Origin of the sequence: Enterococcus sp. AZ078 (assembly GCF_051714985.1) — a bacterium.
Classification (GTDB): domain Bacteria; phylum Bacillota; class Bacilli; order Lactobacillales; family Enterococcaceae; genus Enterococcus_B; species Enterococcus_B hirae.
Map to the genome: position 1 here is coordinate 2,886,818 of NZ_JBIOSW010000001.1, position 15,683 is coordinate 2,902,500.

A 15,683-nucleotide genomic window follows, 5' to 3' on the forward strand; every position below is an offset into this window, starting at 1 on the left:
TTATCACTAACGTCCGTAGCCCTCCGAGCGCTGGTGATCATTTTTACTGCTCACTGATGCTCGTCCACTAGATTGTTTTGCATTAGTTGGATTATTCAGCACTCTACTAACAGAATCCCTTAATCTTACTTTGTCAGTTTCTGTCTGTTTATTCAAAGTAGAAATGGAAGATATACTCGTCCGATTTAATTCTTGTTCTTTCGTTTTTTGGCTCGTCTGCGTTTTCTGTTTTTCAGCTGTTTGCTTTTCATTGTCTATCTGAGCCACTCGTGCTACTCGCGTATTAAAATCAGGGGTAAGAGAGTGGTGCTGTCCTAGTTCTTGCACTTTAGCTGAGCGTTCGGTAAATAACTGTTCACGCTTCGCATTTTCTCGATTAGCTAATCGATTTTGCAGGGGTTTCAATAAGTATTTATCAGCAACCCACACACCTAGCAACGTAAAAAGGGCAGGAACTGCTATAGCTGCTACTGAAGCAATAAGTGTACCAGAAATCGCTGGAAGAGCTGCGGTTAACAGTAAAGGTAAGCCGAAAGTAGCTAACCCAACAAATAGGGCGACTCCAATTAACGTTTTCACTTTATTTCTCCATAAACGTTTGGCGAAATTGGTTGTCGTCATCAATGCCGCATTTTTTACTCGAGTAGCAAACGGCAACCGCTGTCCGTTAGCATCCAACCCTTTTTTCAGATTTTGGTTTTCTTCTGATGAACGCTTTTCAGAATGGGCAATATCGAATGTTTCTTTTATTTTCTTTCCGATTGGAACAAAGGTTTTAGCGTTAAGATTACTTAATTTTTCCTTACCAAATTTATATGGTCTAGCCACTACTTTACCGACTGGTTTTAAAGGTCGACCAATTGTTCTAGCTGTCGAGCGCACAGATTTTCCGATGGATTTAAAAGGTCTAGCAATTGTTTTTGATCCTTTTTCTAGCGCTGCCACTGTCTTAGGAAATCTTTCCTTAGCAAATCGCTGGACTCTCTTGGAAGTACGTGGAATGATTTTAGGTACGGCATTTACTAAACGTTGACCGACATAACTACCAATAATCACGCCTCTTAACCAGTTGACTACAGCGGATCCGTGTAATATTTGTGTGCCAGTAGGCATTAGCGGAAGAGCGCCAGCCATCGCACTAAAAAACGCCATCGGTGCAACCCACAGTACTTGTCTTGCTAAAAACAAATAAAATGAAGGGCGGGTCAGCACCTGATACCATTTCTTTTTAAGATCTTTATAAGTAATTTCTTTTAACTCTTCGGCTTTTCCTTTCAATTCTGCCGTATCTTGCTTAACATTTTCGAGTTCCTTAGCTAGCACCTGAGGATCCTTTGGCTGTATCTCTTCTAAAAATTCAGCTAATTTTTTTTCATCGCCAAGAATTGTCTTTAAACCTTCACATAGTGTTTTATTTTTAGTAAGATCGATTTCTATCTTAGATCTTGCTGCTTTAGACTTCTTCGATTGATCAAGGAAAAAATTATTGTACGGTCCATATTTTTTTAATTCTTCATCGTGCTTTATCTTTTGTTCGACAAACGCGACCTGAGATCGTAATCTTTCTACGTATGCTAACTTTAGATCCTCAACCGAAACTGATTTTTTCACACTATCTGTTTCATCTAATGTACTGTTGACGTTTTCCGGCATAGAAGTTTGGTTCATGTCACCTTCTGATACTGAACGTAAATCTGAAGAATCCTTTGGTAGTGGAACTTGATTTGTAAGATTATTTATTTCTGAATCGCTATTGGGTGTAGACGGTTGGTCTAAGGAATCTCCTGGTGTTAAAACTTGGTTTGTAAAACTGCTTAATTCTGGAAATTTATTGAGTTCAGCAGTTTGATTTGTAATTTCCTTTGATAAACTAACTTTACCATTAACATAACGCAATTTAACTCTTGGTATAAGAATTCGGTCAAATTGGTCAAAACTGTGACTTGGTATAGCCTGTTCCGTCATTACTCCGGGAGCCGAATTTCTACGAACTAACTTGTCATGAGTCTTTAAATCTTGAGTTGTAGATAATGATGATAGTACACGTTCTGAATTGGTTAAATTCCGTAACTTTCCAATGTAACGCAATGGAATATCATTTTCAAACCTTTGAAGTTTGTCAAATTGTGTATCATCAAATGGTTTTTTCTCTGGATCTAACTCAAAATCTGATAATTTTAAATGCCGTTCATGAAGACTGTCATCATACATGGGTGAAGATGTTTCTCGATCTTCTGAACGTAATGGAGATTCAGATGGCGTAGTGAGTTCTGGTGCACTATTTCGGCGACCTTTATCTGTTTGTTCTCTATGTACTTCATGTAATGTGTGACTAACTGATCTAGATCTTGCTATTCTATTTGGTCTACGCTCCTCTTGTTGGCTAAGTCCATGAATAAAATTTGCTTTAGGACCTTTCCGGAGCACGAGGGAGTCTTTTTCTTCTATATTATTAAATTTATGGATTAGATTTTTCACATGGCCAGGGCCAGGGCCAGGTCTATCATTTGCCGAATCCTTTTCTGATACACTATTTGCAAGACTATTAGTAGCTTGAATTTCAGGCTTAGCTTGCTTTCGCAAATCGTCTTCTGATCGATTGAAAGAATTATTCGTTTGCTGCTTGTTTCCTTGTGGTAGATTACTTCCATTTTTATTAGGTGTTTTTACTGATACTGTTTGGTCGGGTTTTGACTCTCCATTCTTTTCAAACGTCGAAACTATTTCTGATACATTACTTAGGCGATTGATAGATTTAGATTTAGTTTCAGGTTTTGCTTGATCTCGCAAAACGACTTCTGGTTCATCGAGAGAATGATTCGTTTGCTGCTTATTTCCGTTTGGTTTAGACACTTCTTGTTGGTCTTGTTGGCTAAGTCCTTGATTGAATTTTATTCTAGGACCTTTCTGAAGCTCGTGAGAGTCTTTTTTTTCGCTATTAAATTTATCGATTAGCCCTCGCACATCGCCACTGACAGGTCTAGCATTTGCCGAATCCTTTTCTGATGCACCATTTGGGAGACTATTAGTAGCTTGAATTTCAGGCTTAGCTTGTTTTCGCAAAACGACTTCTGATTCATCGAGAGAATGATTCGTTTGTTGCTCATTCTCTTTTGATAGATTACTATTACTTAGGCGATTGATAGATTCAGGTTCAGGTTTTACTTGATCTCGCAAATCGTCTTCTGATCGATTGAAAGAATTATTCGTTTGCTGCTTATTTCCGTTTGGTTTAGACACTTCTTGTTGGCTATGTCCTTGAGCGAATGTTATTCTAGGACCTTTCTGGAGCTCGGGAGAGGTTTCTTTGTTGCTATTAAATTGATTGATTATACTTTGCACATCGCCACTGACAGGTCTATTATTTGCCGAATCCTTTTCTGATACACTATTTGCGAGACTATTAGTAGCTTGAATTTCAGGCTTAGCTTGCTTTCGCAAATCGTCTTCTGATCGATTGAAAGAATTATTCGTTTGCTGCTTATTTCCGTTTGGTTTAGACACTTCTTGTTGGTCTTGTTGGCTAAGTCCTTGATTGAATTTTATTCTAGGACCTTTCTGAAGCTCGTGAGAGTCTTTTTTTTCGCTATTAAATTTATCGATTAGCCCTCGCACATCGCCACTGACAGGTCTAGCATTTGCCGAATCCTTTTCTGATGCACCATTTGGGAGACTATTAGTAGCTTGAATTTCAGGCTTAGCTTGCTTTCGCAAACCAACTTCTGATTCATCGAGAGAATGATTCGTTTGCTGCTCGTTCTCTTTTGATAGATTACTATTACTTAGGCGATTGATAGATTTAGGTTCAGGTTCAGGTTTTACTTGTTCTCGTAAATCGTCTTCTGATCGATTGAAAGAATTATTCGTTTGCTGCTTGTTTCCTTTTGATAGATTACTTCCATTTTTATTAGGTGTTTTTACTGATACTGTTTGGTCGGGTTTTGACTCTCCATTCTTTTCAAACGCTGCAACCCTTTCTGATACATTCATTTGGTCTTGATTTTGTTCTAATACACTCCCCCTATCCTGTCTTTTTTTCCTCCTTATAGTGCCTGTCTCTACGAGAACTTTTTTCGCCTTGTCCTTTCTGTTTTCTACTTCCTCCCTCGTAATATCAACTGCAGTAGCTTTTGCATACATCTCTTCCAAAGTATCCGTTTTTATTATTTCAAAATTCTCAGTTCTCATGAATTCTTTAACAAGCTTCTTAATTTTATCAACAATCACAGCATCTGTTATTGTTTGGCCTCTAACCTTATCTAGCGCATTTGGCGTATTTAGCGTATTTGGCGTATTTGACATCTCTTGCATCATTTTTTGATTTTTCTGACTAACATTATTTAATTCATTTAATTTTTTGTTACAATCTGCTACTTCGTTTCGTTTGTGCTGCTTAAGCCCAGTAAGTTTTTGTTTCGATTGACTGATCTCACTAGCTAATATTTCGGCCAGATCTTTATTCTCAAAGTACTTCGTTTTTTCATCTTTTGCGATGGCTCCAAGATAATCATTACTTTCATGACTATTATTAGATAAAAAAACGTCCTTTGTTTCTAATTCTTCTATTGTGGCCTTATCCCTTTCATGCTTTACGATCTTCGTTTCTTGTTCCTTTTCTAATACATTAATTTTTTGTTGAAGTTGCTCCCCGCTGATTTTTCCCTCGGCGTGTTCGATTCTTGCTTCATACTCAGTTTTTTCACTTTGTAATTCAAACACTTTACGATCCCCAGCCATCCGTCGAAGTACTTCAAATTTAAAGTCATCTAACATATCTTGCACTTTTAAAAGTGCAGTCTTTTCTCCATGATTCTCTTGGATTGACTTTTCACAAAGAGTAAAGACATTTTCTTTTTTGACAGAAAACGACGATGCTTCTTTGATAAACTCTGACTTTAAATTAGATTTATTTTGCCATTCACCGGTTTCGTTCTCCAATATATTCTTTCTTACCAAGTAGTTCATTCCTCCTCCATCCTTCTTGGATCATTCTACTAGATCTATTCTAATTGCATAATAGCGCAATTTATTAAATCTGATGTGCAATTTCACTACGACCGTTGTTTATTTGGAAACCACTTGTTAGACTATTTTTAGTATTTATACTGGTTCTTACTGCTCCCGTAGTGACATCTTTCATACTCTTTTTGTCATCTACTTGTTTAATTGGTACTGGTACTCTCTCAGGATTTTGTTGTTGCGCTACTACCCAAATTGGTTGTAATTCTGGAACTTGTTCATCTTTAAGTAATGGGACCTTATCTGTTTCTTGGCTTAGGTCTTGTTTTTCTTTGGCCAATGCCTTTCTTGCTTGCCGTTCATCCCATTTGTTCTTAAGAACTTTATATCCTTCTCGAAGTTTAACCCCAGTCCATTTTGCTCCGTTCCAAAGCTTAGCTCCAGTCCACTTCGCTACTTCCCAAATAACCTTTGAGATTTCCCAAGTCCATTTTAATAATTTCACAGTCAAAAATCCCAAGCCCCCAAATAGACAACATAAAAGAAACAACATACTACGATCTTCAGAATCCATCACTTTTTCCTCCTTTAAATTTTTTTATTTTTTTGTTTATTTTAATCATACCTGACTTTCTAGCTGGCTCCATCCTATTTTTTCCAAAAAATAAAAAAAGATGGCACTCGTAAAAGTTGTCCTTAGGAAGAATATAAACACGCCTCAAAATTCGACCAAAAAATTGGCGTTGGCACTTTTGAAATTTTTAAAATATCCGCATTGATTCGTTCAAAATTCAGGGAGAGATCTGTTAGTATCAAGTCATATTGATTCAACACCTGGTAATCAATTGAAAAGATATCTTGTTCATAAATATCAATCTGCTTAAAAAAAGGATACTTGTTTAAAATAATATTTTTATAAAGTAAAGCGACACCAATTTCCTGTGTACTTAAAACCAGAATCGACTTTTCTTTCACTTGTGGTTCGATCATATGTACTAATTGATTGGAAGAAATAAGTAATTCCAAAAATAAGTCTTTATGTAATAATTCACTTTTTTCAATAAAGCTCAGTTCTGCAACTTCTAGCGAATGATGATACGCTTGCCAAATCTTAGGATTGTTTTGCATTACTTTTTGATAAAATATATCCGCATAACTGACTTTAAAGATCATTAATTCTTTATAAAAATTGATAAAGTCAGATAAGTAGTCGATGGTTCTTTTACTGACCGATCCTTCAATATTAAGTAAATAATAAAAATGAGTAAGAAAATTTTCAATTTTCTTAGGCATGATTGTCTGGCGATTAGTATCTGTTGTAAAGAGCAAACCGAAATAGGAACTTAAGACATTCGCTACATTATTTCTAGTTACATTAAACTTATATTTTTGACTCATCAACGTTGTAAAGACCGTATCTTTTTGAATTACTGTTAAAAGTTCAGTGACAACCATTTCTTTATTCTCCAACTCATCTTCCGGTATAAAGTGTTTATGACCTATACGAATGATCGAAAGAAAAATGTAATACACCGAATAAATAATTTTAGGAGCACTAGCCGTTTTATTTTGTGCTTTAAGACACCTACGTATTAATTGATAGATAGAATCAAAATAAGCAAACTCTTGTATTCGATACATCTCTTTAAACATACATGCAAATAAACGTCTAATTTCCGTTTCATTGCCAACTACCATTAATTTTGCTTGTAAATCGATCTGAATATTTATGGTCTCTGTATAAAAATAATTGTTTATTTTTGACACAATCCTGCGAATACTTGTTTTACTCAAAAATAAAGATTGAGAAATTTCAGTTAGTGTTGGTTCGTATATGACTATGTATTTTAGTATTTTGACATTAATTGAATTATTCAGTATTTTTACAAAAATATCATCTAAATTGACATTGTTCGGTATCGTCAAACTCACTTCTTTGTGATTATTTACCTCAATATGAACAGGAAAATAGGAATCATTGAAGTGTTCAATATCAGCAATTAGTGTTTTATCGGTAATTGTCAGCTTCCTTGCTAGTTTGTTAAGATTGGAAGACCTAGTATTTAACAAATAAAGTAAGGTAACTTGTCTTTCTAATTGCTTTTCAAGTAACCCCATAAGTACAAAACTCCCTTCTATTAAACATCATGTAAGAGTATCGTACAGTCAATTCCTTTAATTTCCCGTATGTTGTTTTCTAGTTTTAGAAATTTAAGTTCTCAAAAATATTTGAATTGTGTTAAAATATAAAATTTAAAAATCCACACATATAGAATATATTTATTTCATTTTTTAAATAACAATAACTAAATACAATAATAACCAATGTAACAAATAACCATGAACGATTTACTATAAAGTTAATAAAAAACAAGTATAGAAATTTATAAAAAAAACACTAACATAACAAAAATATATGATAAAATAATTTATATACCATAAGAGAAAGGTGGGAGGAAGCGATTTCTAAGATTTTGAAATCCAAAATGATGATGAAAGAACTTAATATACTGGAAAAAACTTCAGAAAGACAAGTCAAGTTAGCATTACTTCTGGGTATGTCATCAATTGAGTGCAACACGCTAACAAAGCAATTAAATGTGACAAAAAAAACATTATTAAGTGACATTGTTTTTTTTAACCACACCTATTCACCTGTTGTCGTTAAAATTGATCAGTATCAAATCATAACATTAAAAATGCCTAATGATATGAATCTGGAAGACTTAATCAAAAAAATACTAAATCATTCTACGAACGTTCAAATCTTAAAAACTATTTTTATCAATGAACCTGTTTTGTCAAAACTCGCTGAAACATTATTTTTAAGTGAAACCAGTATTCGGCGAATTATTTTTAAAATCAATGAATATTTTTCTGAAAGAAACTGGCCAATCATGATCAAAGTTGCTTCTCAGTTACAAATTACAGGTGACGAAAGTTTTATACGGCATTTTTTTTGTAGCATGTTTCGTGAAATTTATACCCCGCAGCAACTACCACATTTTGACTATATATTTGACTTGTTACAACGTTATCATAATAAAAACCATACGTTTTCTTCAGTAAGTACATATAAGTTAATTTTAAATAGTTATTATTTTTATACGTCCATTATTCGTATCGGACAACGACACATAATTGATTACCCTTTAAAAAAAGAAACCGAAAGTGAACGATTATTTTTTGACTTATTGACAAAAAGTACCGTTCTTTGTTCGATCATTGAAAAGAAATATAATTTTAGTATTACAAAGTCAAATGTCCATAACCTATTAAGTTCATATAGTCATTTATATTTTTTTAATTCAAAAAATGATGAATTAATGGAGCAAAAGAAATTACAAAATTTAGTTCATAGTTTTTATCGTTATATGGGCATAGATATTACCTTATCTCCTAATGACATACAAAGACTAAATGACTTTATCCATTTTAATGAACGATTGCAATCCTTTAAGACGACATACATAGATCTTTTATCACAAACATTTATCAAAGAATCAGAAAAACTATTATCAGCTTATGAAAAGTCAATCGAACAAGCCGGTTTGACTGAAATCAAAGAAAACCAATTGCTTTATGAAGAATTATTTTTAGAACTGATTACATTATCTCCACAATTATTATCAACACTCCTTCCTTATAAAAAACATTTATCCATCGTCATTGTTTCTTATCAGGAAGAACGGATTTTGTCTTTCTATAAACAACTGCTGTTAAAAAAATTTCCGTCGTTATATAAAATTGATATGTATCAAGAAAATATTTTCTCTGTTGATTATGTGAAAATCAATCAATATGACCTAATTTTAACTGATATCGAGCTAAATCAAACGAAGATCTCGACTAATATGTTAAAAATATCAAAAATTCCCACTTCTGCTTTTTGGAGCAACCTAAAAGAACTTCTTTATGCATAAGGGAGTTACATCATTGCTCGTTTAACATCGGTATCACAGCATAAAAATATAGTGCGACCTGAAGTTAGTCTAAAAACTAACTTTGGACTCGCACTATAGTTATACTTTCTATCGCATAGTAACAAACTCTTCTGCACCAGTTGGATGGATAGCGACCGTATCATCAAAATCTGCTTTTGTCGCGCCCATTTTAATTGCAACAGCAAAACCTTGTAACATTTCATCGACACCAATACCAATTGCATGTAAGCCAATGATTTTTTCTTCTTCTCCTACACAAATCAATTTCATCTCACATTTTTGTCGATAGTCATTCAATGCAAAATACATAGGTGTAAATCGTGAACGATAAACTTTGATCTGATCACTTCCATAGGTAGCCAATGCTTCATCTTCTGTTACACCGATCGTTGCAATTGGTGGATGGGTAAATACAACTGTTGGTACTAAGTGATAGTCTAGATAAGAATTTTCTTTCCCATTAAATAGCCGTTCAGATAAACGGCGACCTGCAGCAATTGCCACTGGTGTCAAATCAATTTTACCGATCACATCTCCCACCGCAAAAATATGTGGATCTGTGGTATTTTGATATTTATCAACTTTTATAAAACCACGTTCATCTAATTTTACTTGGGTATTTTCTAATCCTAATTGATCGGTATTAGGCACTCGACCACCTGCAAACAATACACAATCACCAGAGAGTCGTTCACCATTTTCAAATACAACTGTATACTCATTGTCGTTTTTGATGATTTCTTTAGCTATATGTCCAGCGTAAGTTTTGATCCCAGCTTCTTGATACATCTCAACTAAGTTATCAGATAGCATTTTATCAAAAGTTCGTAATGGACGTTCTTTTCGATACGCCCACATTACCTCACTACCTAGCCCGTGTAAAACACCAGAAAGTTCTGCGGCAATATAACCTGCTCCTAAAACAATTGTCCGTTTTGGCAATTCTGTCATCTCAAAGAAGCCATTTGAATCAATTGCATATTCGCCACCAGGGATCGTCATTTTGCTAGGCTTACCACCAGTTGCAATCAGAATTTTTGTTGCTTGATAGGTTTCCCCATTTACTTCCACGGTTTGACTGTCTATAAAGGTAGCATATCCTTTAATTGCATCCACTTGATTGCTATCTAAGCCACGTTGATACGCACCATGTAAAAAGTCAATATATTTCTCACGCTTTTCAACTAACTCTCTAAAATCTACTTTTTTTACATCTGCTTGGATCCCATAACTTGAAGCATCTCGTTCCATTGTTTCTAGGATCGTGCTGGCTTGCCACATTACCTTTTTGGGTACACAACCAACATTCACACAAGTCCCACCAAGTTCATTTCCTTCAATTAATAAAACTTTTGCACCGTGCATTCCGGCACGATTCGCAGAGGCGATCCCTCCAGAACCACCACCGACAACTATATAATCATACGTTTTCATGCTATGCCTCCTAATTTAAGAAGATGCTTGCTTTTCTTCTTACTTTGGATAAATTTTCAAGAAAAATTTCTTCTCTACTCTTTTTATCCTTACAAAAAATAAGTTTAACACGTTTAAACAGATAATATAACTTTGATGCTTTATTTTTATTGGATTGATTAGCGTATGCTTTTATTTTCTTTTCCGAATCATATCTCCTGGTTTTACAGGTTGTGTCACTGGCATAGTTAAAATCATCATCGGATTTGGTGCCCGGTCAATGGATTCTTCTTCTTCATTGTACATTACCTCAACCGTTTGGCTAAAATGAGTGAATCCTGGACCATAAAATTCGATCTCATCTCCCACAGAAAATAGATTTCGTTGACGGATCGTTGCAATTTTGGTTTTTTCATCATAAGACATTACTTCACCTACAAATTTATAAACAGGGATCTTACGACGTTCCCCAAATAATTGTTCATTTTCTGTTGGTGTATTGTAATAAAATCCTGTAGCAAGTTCCCGTTGTGCCACTTTCCATAACTCATCAATCCACTCTTGCTTGCAGACATAATTTTCAGGGTCTTCCATATAACTGTCGACCGCAGCTTTATAAACATTAGAAACTGTAGATACATAGTGGATTGATTTCATTCTTCCTTCAATCTTAAAGCTATCTACCCCATTTTCAATCAATTCCGGGATATGCTCGATCATCGACATATCTACTGCACTCATTGAAAATTCTTCTTCTATTTCGCCGTTTTCTGTCAGATGATTTCTTTCTTGGCCAAAAGGCATATCAAATAATCCATATTTCCAACGACAAGATTGTGAACAGCCCCCACGATTAGCATCACGCATTGACATGTGATTAGATAAGGTACAACGGCCAGAATAAGAAATACACATCGCACCATGGATAAAGGCTTCAATTTCCACATCCGTATTTTTACGAATCTCAGCCACTTCTTCCATAGAAACTTCACGAGCTAAAACGACACGCTCTAATCCTTCTTCTTTCCAAAATTCAAGAGTTTCAAAGTTAGTGGCAGATGCTTGTGTCGATAAATGGATCGGTAAGCCCGGTGCTTCTGTCGCACATATTTCAATCAGCGCTGGATCTGAAACAATTACGGCAGAAATTCCGACATCACGTAATTGACGGAAAAATTCCCCAGCACCTTCTTCATTTCCTTCATGTGTCACCATATTTGCAGCAACATATACTTTTGCGTTATGTGCTTTTGCAAAAGCTACGCCTTCAGCCATCTCTTCATAGGTAAAGTTACCTGCGCGACTTCTTAGTCCATAAGCATTTCCGCCAATATAGACTGCATCTGCGCCATAATGAATCGCTGTCTTTAATTTTTCAAGTGTCCCAGCTGGAGCTAAGACTTCGGGTCGTTTCAATTTTCTTTTTGTTGTCATTTTTTCTCGTCATACTCCTTACTTGATGGCTTCAGGATCAATATAGAAGAAGCCAGTATCTAATTCACGATTTTGAGGATGTAATTCACTTATCTTTTTGCTTAATATTTCAGCACTTTCCTCATTCCAAGTACCTGCAAGGATTTGTTCTTTCGCTTCCACAAATGCTTTGGTAATTTTTACAAAATTTTCTCCTGGGGTAAACAAACCATCAAGTTTCCATGTACGGAACTGATGTTGATACAATAACCCTAATTCTTTTGACAGGTTGATGTCATTGCTGGCAAAAATATGGGTCCCATGAGTGTCTTCATAGATGGAATAATGTGTGTCGTCTTTCTTAGGTTCTGAAATAAACAATCCCCGATCACGATCTACTCGCTCTTCTTGTTTGGTAAAATGATAATAATTTTGCAATAAAGGACGTTTTGATTGATGAATGCAAGTAGCACCATACACTAGAATTTCTACCGGAACATTTAGTTTTTCTTCCATGGCTTTCATTTCTTCAAAAGGAACTTCTCTAGCTAAAACAGCTCCAACAGCTCCTCTTTTCGCCCAAAAATTGATTTGTCTAGCACTAGTAACTAACGTTTCTGCATCAAAAATGTAGGGAATACGCCATTCTGGATGTTTCTTCATGGTGTATATGATACCTGTATCACCTACTGTCAGTTGATCTACCTCAATTTCTTTCAGGAATTGTAGATATTCAGGTACTTTTTTCATTTTTTCAGGATGAATAATCCCATTCATCGCAATATTTACTTTTTTACCATATGTGTGCGCCAATTCAACTAATTGACGTTGTTCTTCTCTTGTAAACGACGCAGGTAATCGCAACCCAAATAGTTCCTCGCCAAAATACAAAGTATCTGTTCCTGCTTCAAGTAATTCTTTTGCTTGTTCAAAAGTTTCTACCGTAGTTATGATTTCGATCATCATTTCCTCCTCCTACAACTCCATAATAGTAGCATAGCTTAAAAAAGTTGCCAACACTTCTTACATTTATTGGTGGATTTTTGAATTTAAATTCACAAGGAAAAAAGTAAAAAAATAAAAAAGTGAGAGTCTTTTGCCCATAACCTTCAATCGTTATGTGGAACAAAATTCTCTCACTTCTTTTTTAACTCCTATGATTCAACTACATACTTTTTTGGAAGACGTACATTCAAAGTGATTTTTCCTTTGGAGGCTCCCACTGTCACTTGATCGCCTAAATGGATTTCTCCACCTAATAATGCTTCACTTAAGCGATCTTCTATTTCTTTTTGCAACGCTCTTCGTATTGGACGAGCCCCATATTCAGGATCAAAACCAGCTTTTCCGATCACATCTATTGCTGCCGGAGTGATCTTCACTTGGATATCCTGTTCTTTCAAACGTTTGACGATTGCTCGACTCATAATTTGAACAATGGAGTGGATTTCATCCTTGCTTAATGAATGGAAGACAACTGTTTCATCTATCCGGTTCAAGAACTCTGGACGGAATGTTTTCTTTAATTCTTCTAAAATACGCTTTTGCATGGCTTTATGATCTTTGGTAATGTCTTGGACATTGAAGCCAACGTTTTTTTCTTCTCGAATTTGGGTTGCACCAATATTGGAAGTCATAATCATGATCGTATTTCTAAAATCAACTTTCCGACCTTTAGAGTCTGTTAAATGGCCATCGTCTAGTACTTGTAATAACAGATTAAATACATCTGGATGGGCTTTTTCTACTTCATCTAATAAGATGACAGAGTAGGGCTTTTGTCGAATTTTTTCTGTTAATTGTCCACCTTCATCATACCCAACATAGCCCGGAGGTGACCCAATCAACCGACTCGTGCTGTATTTTTCCATAAACTCAGACATATCAACCCGAATCAAGGAGTTTTCATCCCCGAACATCACTTCAGATAAAGCTTTGGCAAGTTCCGTTTTACCAACTCCTGTAGGTCCTAAGAACATAAAGGAGCCAATTGGTCGATTTGGATCTTTTAACCCACTACGAGCCCGACGAATTGCTCTTGATACTGCTTTGACTGCTTCATCTTGTCCAACAACACGTTCATGTAAAAGTGCTTCTAATTCCAATAAACGCTGACTTTCTTTCTTTTCCAGTTGTTGTAATGGAACACCTGTCCATTCAGAAACGACTGTGGCTACATCTTCTTCAGTCACACGATCAGCATAACCATTTTCCTGCTTTTCTTCTAGTATCAATAGTTTTACTAATTTTTTGTGTAATGCTTTTTCTTGTCTTCGCAATTGTGCTGCTATTTCAAAGTCTTGTTTTTGGATTGCTCGTTCTTTTTCTTTGACTAATTGTTCGATTTCCAACTTAATTACTGTAGATTCCGAAAGATCATCTGTTTGATCTAAGCGTACCTTAGCAGCTGACTCATCAATCAAATCGATTGCTTTGTCAGGTAATTGACGAGAAGTGATATAGCGTACAGAAAGATGAACCGCAGCTCTTATCGCATCATCAGTGATTTCTACACCATGATGCTCTTCATATCTTGAACGAAGACCACGTAAAATCTCTTCTGCTTCTTCAGGTGTCGGTTCATCTACTTGAATTCGAGCAAAGCGTCGTTCAAGGGCAGAATCTTTTTCAATGTACTTTTGATATTCATCTAATGTTGTAGCACCAATTGTCTGTAATTCTCCACGAGCTAAAGCAGGTTTCAAAATATTAGATGCATCAATTGCCCCTTCTGCACCACCGGCACCGATCAAGGTATGCAACTCATCAATAAATAAAATGACTTGACCGTCGTTATAGATTTCGTCAATCACCTTTTTCATACGGTCTTCAAATTCTCCACGGTATTTTGTTCCCGCTACTAAAGACCCCATGTCTAACATCATCAAGCGTTTTTCTTGCATCTCTTCAGGAACTTCACCCATCACGATTTTTTGGGCTAAACCTTCAGCAATCGCTGTCTTACCAACACCAGGTTCCCCTACTAATACAGGATTGTTTTTAGTTCGGCGACTAAGTATTTGAATCAAGCGTTTTACTTCTCTTGAACGCCCAACAACTGGGTCAAGTTTTCCGTCTCTCGCTAACTTCGTCAAATCTCTTGCTAAAGAATCTAACGTTGGAGTACCTTTTACCATTTGACGCTTTTCTTGTGGGTTTTTACGACGGATACTATTATTACGACTATCATTTTTTATGCCCATTTTTTGTTTCAAAGATTGTCGGACTTTCGTTAAACTGATTCCCAAATTGATCATCATCCGAGTAGCCATGATACTTTCATCTCTTAGCATACTCAACAAGATATGTTCCGTTCCCACTTTTTGAGCACCCATTTTTCTTACTTCACTATTTGCCAATGCAAAAATTTGTTTCATGCGTGGCGAATAAGGTAAAAAGGTTCCTTGAGGATATGAAGTCATTGTACCGTAGCCAATCAAATGCTCAATCTCTTCGTAGATGTCTGTTTCAGTTAATCCAACTTCACGTAGTACTTTCCCAGCAATTCCATTCGGTTCAATAACCAATGACAACAAAATATGCTCAGAACTAACAGACTGATGCTTAAACTTTTTTGCTTCATCTTGTGCAATTTCTAATACTAATTGTGCTCTTTGCGTAAAAAGTTCTTCCATTCATCTTCACTTCCCATCTTCATAGCTTAATCGTTCAAGAAATGCTCGAAGAATTCGAGCACGAACATAATCTTCTAGCCCACCATCTACATTCAGTGTATTTTTGGCAATTGCGCTCAGCATTAAATTGCCTTCTTTTTTAGTAACAATTTGATCCTCATATAATTTTTGGATGATTGCAAAAGCATTTTTTTCACTAATCGTTTCATTGAATAGCTGATTCACTTGTTCCAACATATGCCTTTTATCAGAAATTCTTACTTTGGCAATCCGTATGTAGCCACCACCGCCACGTTTACTCTCAACCAAATAACCTCGC

Annotated in this window: 9 protein-coding genes (1 of these 9 cut by a window edge); 1 reads left to right on the top strand and 8 read right to left on the bottom strand. The window is 35.6% G+C overall.

All coding sequences use genetic code 11. The features are described 5' to 3' along the window. Nucleotides 1-6: 6 nt before the first annotated feature. The 3 genes from IGJ18_RS13415 to IGJ18_RS13425 all read right to left on the bottom strand — a co-directional run bounded on the left by IGJ18_RS13415 (nt 7) and on the right by IGJ18_RS13425 (nt 7,077). On the bottom strand, nt 7-4,965 hold the full coding sequence (locus tag IGJ18_RS13415; RefSeq protein ID WP_438843437.1) for a hypothetical protein: 4,959 nt from the start codon (nt 4,963-4,965) through the stop codon (nt 7-9). 64 nt (nt 4,966-5,029) lie between these two features. Next, the gene (locus IGJ18_RS13420) at nt 5,030-5,533 is read right to left on the bottom strand and encodes a hypothetical protein (protein ID WP_438843438.1); all 504 of its coding nucleotides are present in this window, start codon (nt 5,531-5,533) and stop codon (nt 5,030-5,032) included. A gap of 122 nt (nt 5,534-5,655) precedes the next feature. Next, nucleotides 5,656-7,077, bottom strand: a complete 1,422-nt coding sequence (locus IGJ18_RS13425) for a helix-turn-helix domain-containing protein (protein ID WP_438843439.1) — start codon at nt 7,075-7,077, stop codon at nt 5,656-5,658. Nucleotides 7,078-7,448: 371 nt separating this feature from the next. On the opposite strand from IGJ18_RS13425, the gene IGJ18_RS13430 reads away from it, so the two are divergent. Beyond that, nucleotides 7,449-8,882: a helix-turn-helix domain-containing protein gene (locus IGJ18_RS13430; protein ID WP_242697219.1), complete on the top strand. Its 1,434-nt coding sequence runs from the start codon at nt 7,449-7,451 to the stop codon at nt 8,880-8,882. Between the two features lie 108 nt (nt 8,883-8,990). On the opposite strand, the gene gor is transcribed toward IGJ18_RS13430, so the two are convergent. From gor to IGJ18_RS13455, 5 genes are all read right to left on the bottom strand, one after another. Further along, the gene (gene gor / locus IGJ18_RS13435; RefSeq protein ID WP_053765987.1) at nt 8,991-10,337 is read right to left on the bottom strand and encodes a glutathione-disulfide reductase; all 1,347 of its coding nucleotides are present in this window, start codon (nt 10,335-10,337) and stop codon (nt 8,991-8,993) included. A 171-nt stretch (nt 10,338-10,508) separates the two neighbouring features. Then, on the bottom strand, nt 10,509-11,750 hold the full coding sequence (locus IGJ18_RS13440; protein ID WP_438843440.1) for a peptidase U32 family protein: 1,242 nt from the start codon (nt 11,748-11,750) through the stop codon (nt 10,509-10,511). A gap of 18 nt (nt 11,751-11,768) precedes the next feature. After that, complete coding sequence (locus IGJ18_RS13445) at nt 11,769-12,692, bottom strand: peptidase U32 family protein (protein ID WP_053765990.1); 924 nt, start codon at nt 12,690-12,692, stop codon at nt 11,769-11,771. A 191-nt stretch (nt 12,693-12,883) separates the two neighbouring features. Then, the gene (locus IGJ18_RS13450) at nt 12,884-15,364 is read right to left on the bottom strand and encodes an ATP-dependent Clp protease ATP-binding subunit (RefSeq protein WP_010720716.1); all 2,481 of its coding nucleotides are present in this window, start codon (nt 15,362-15,364) and stop codon (nt 12,884-12,886) included. Nucleotides 15,365-15,370: 6 nt separating this feature from the next. Continuing rightward, nucleotides 15,371-15,683, bottom strand: the 3' portion of a protein-coding gene (locus tag IGJ18_RS13455; protein WP_034700167.1) for a CtsR family transcriptional regulator. The gene runs 158 nt beyond the window's last position; only the last 313 of its 471 coding nucleotides appear in the window; its start codon lies off the right edge, out of view; the stop codon is at nt 15,371-15,373.

Excerpts from the sequence above, each read along its gene's own strand:
- IGJ18_RS13415 (WP_438843437.1), bottom strand. The coding sequence starts at position 4,965 with ATGAACTACTTGGTAAGAAAGAATATATTGGAGAACGAAACCGGTGAA.
- IGJ18_RS13420 (WP_438843438.1), bottom strand. The coding sequence starts at position 5,533 with ATGGATTCTGAAGATCGTAGTATGTTGTTTCTTTTATGTTGTCTATTT.
- IGJ18_RS13425 (WP_438843439.1), bottom strand. The coding sequence starts at position 7,077 with ATGGGGTTACTTGAAAAGCAATTAGAAAGACAAGTTACCTTACTTTAT.
- IGJ18_RS13430 (WP_242697219.1), top strand. The coding sequence starts at position 7,449 with ATGATGAAAGAACTTAATATACTGGAAAAAACTTCAGAAAGACAAGTC.
- gor (WP_053765987.1), bottom strand. The coding sequence starts at position 10,337 with ATGAAAACGTATGATTATATAGTTGTCGGTGGTGGTTCTGGAGGGATC.
- IGJ18_RS13440 (WP_438843440.1), bottom strand. The coding sequence starts at position 11,750 with ATGACAACAAAAAGAAAATTGAAACGACCCGAAGTCTTAGCTCCAGCT.
- IGJ18_RS13445 (WP_053765990.1), bottom strand. The coding sequence starts at position 12,692 with ATGATCGAAATCATAACTACGGTAGAAACTTTTGAACAAGCAAAAGAA.
- IGJ18_RS13450 (WP_010720716.1), bottom strand. The coding sequence starts at position 15,364 with ATGGAAGAACTTTTTACGCAAAGAGCACAATTAGTATTAGAAATTGCA.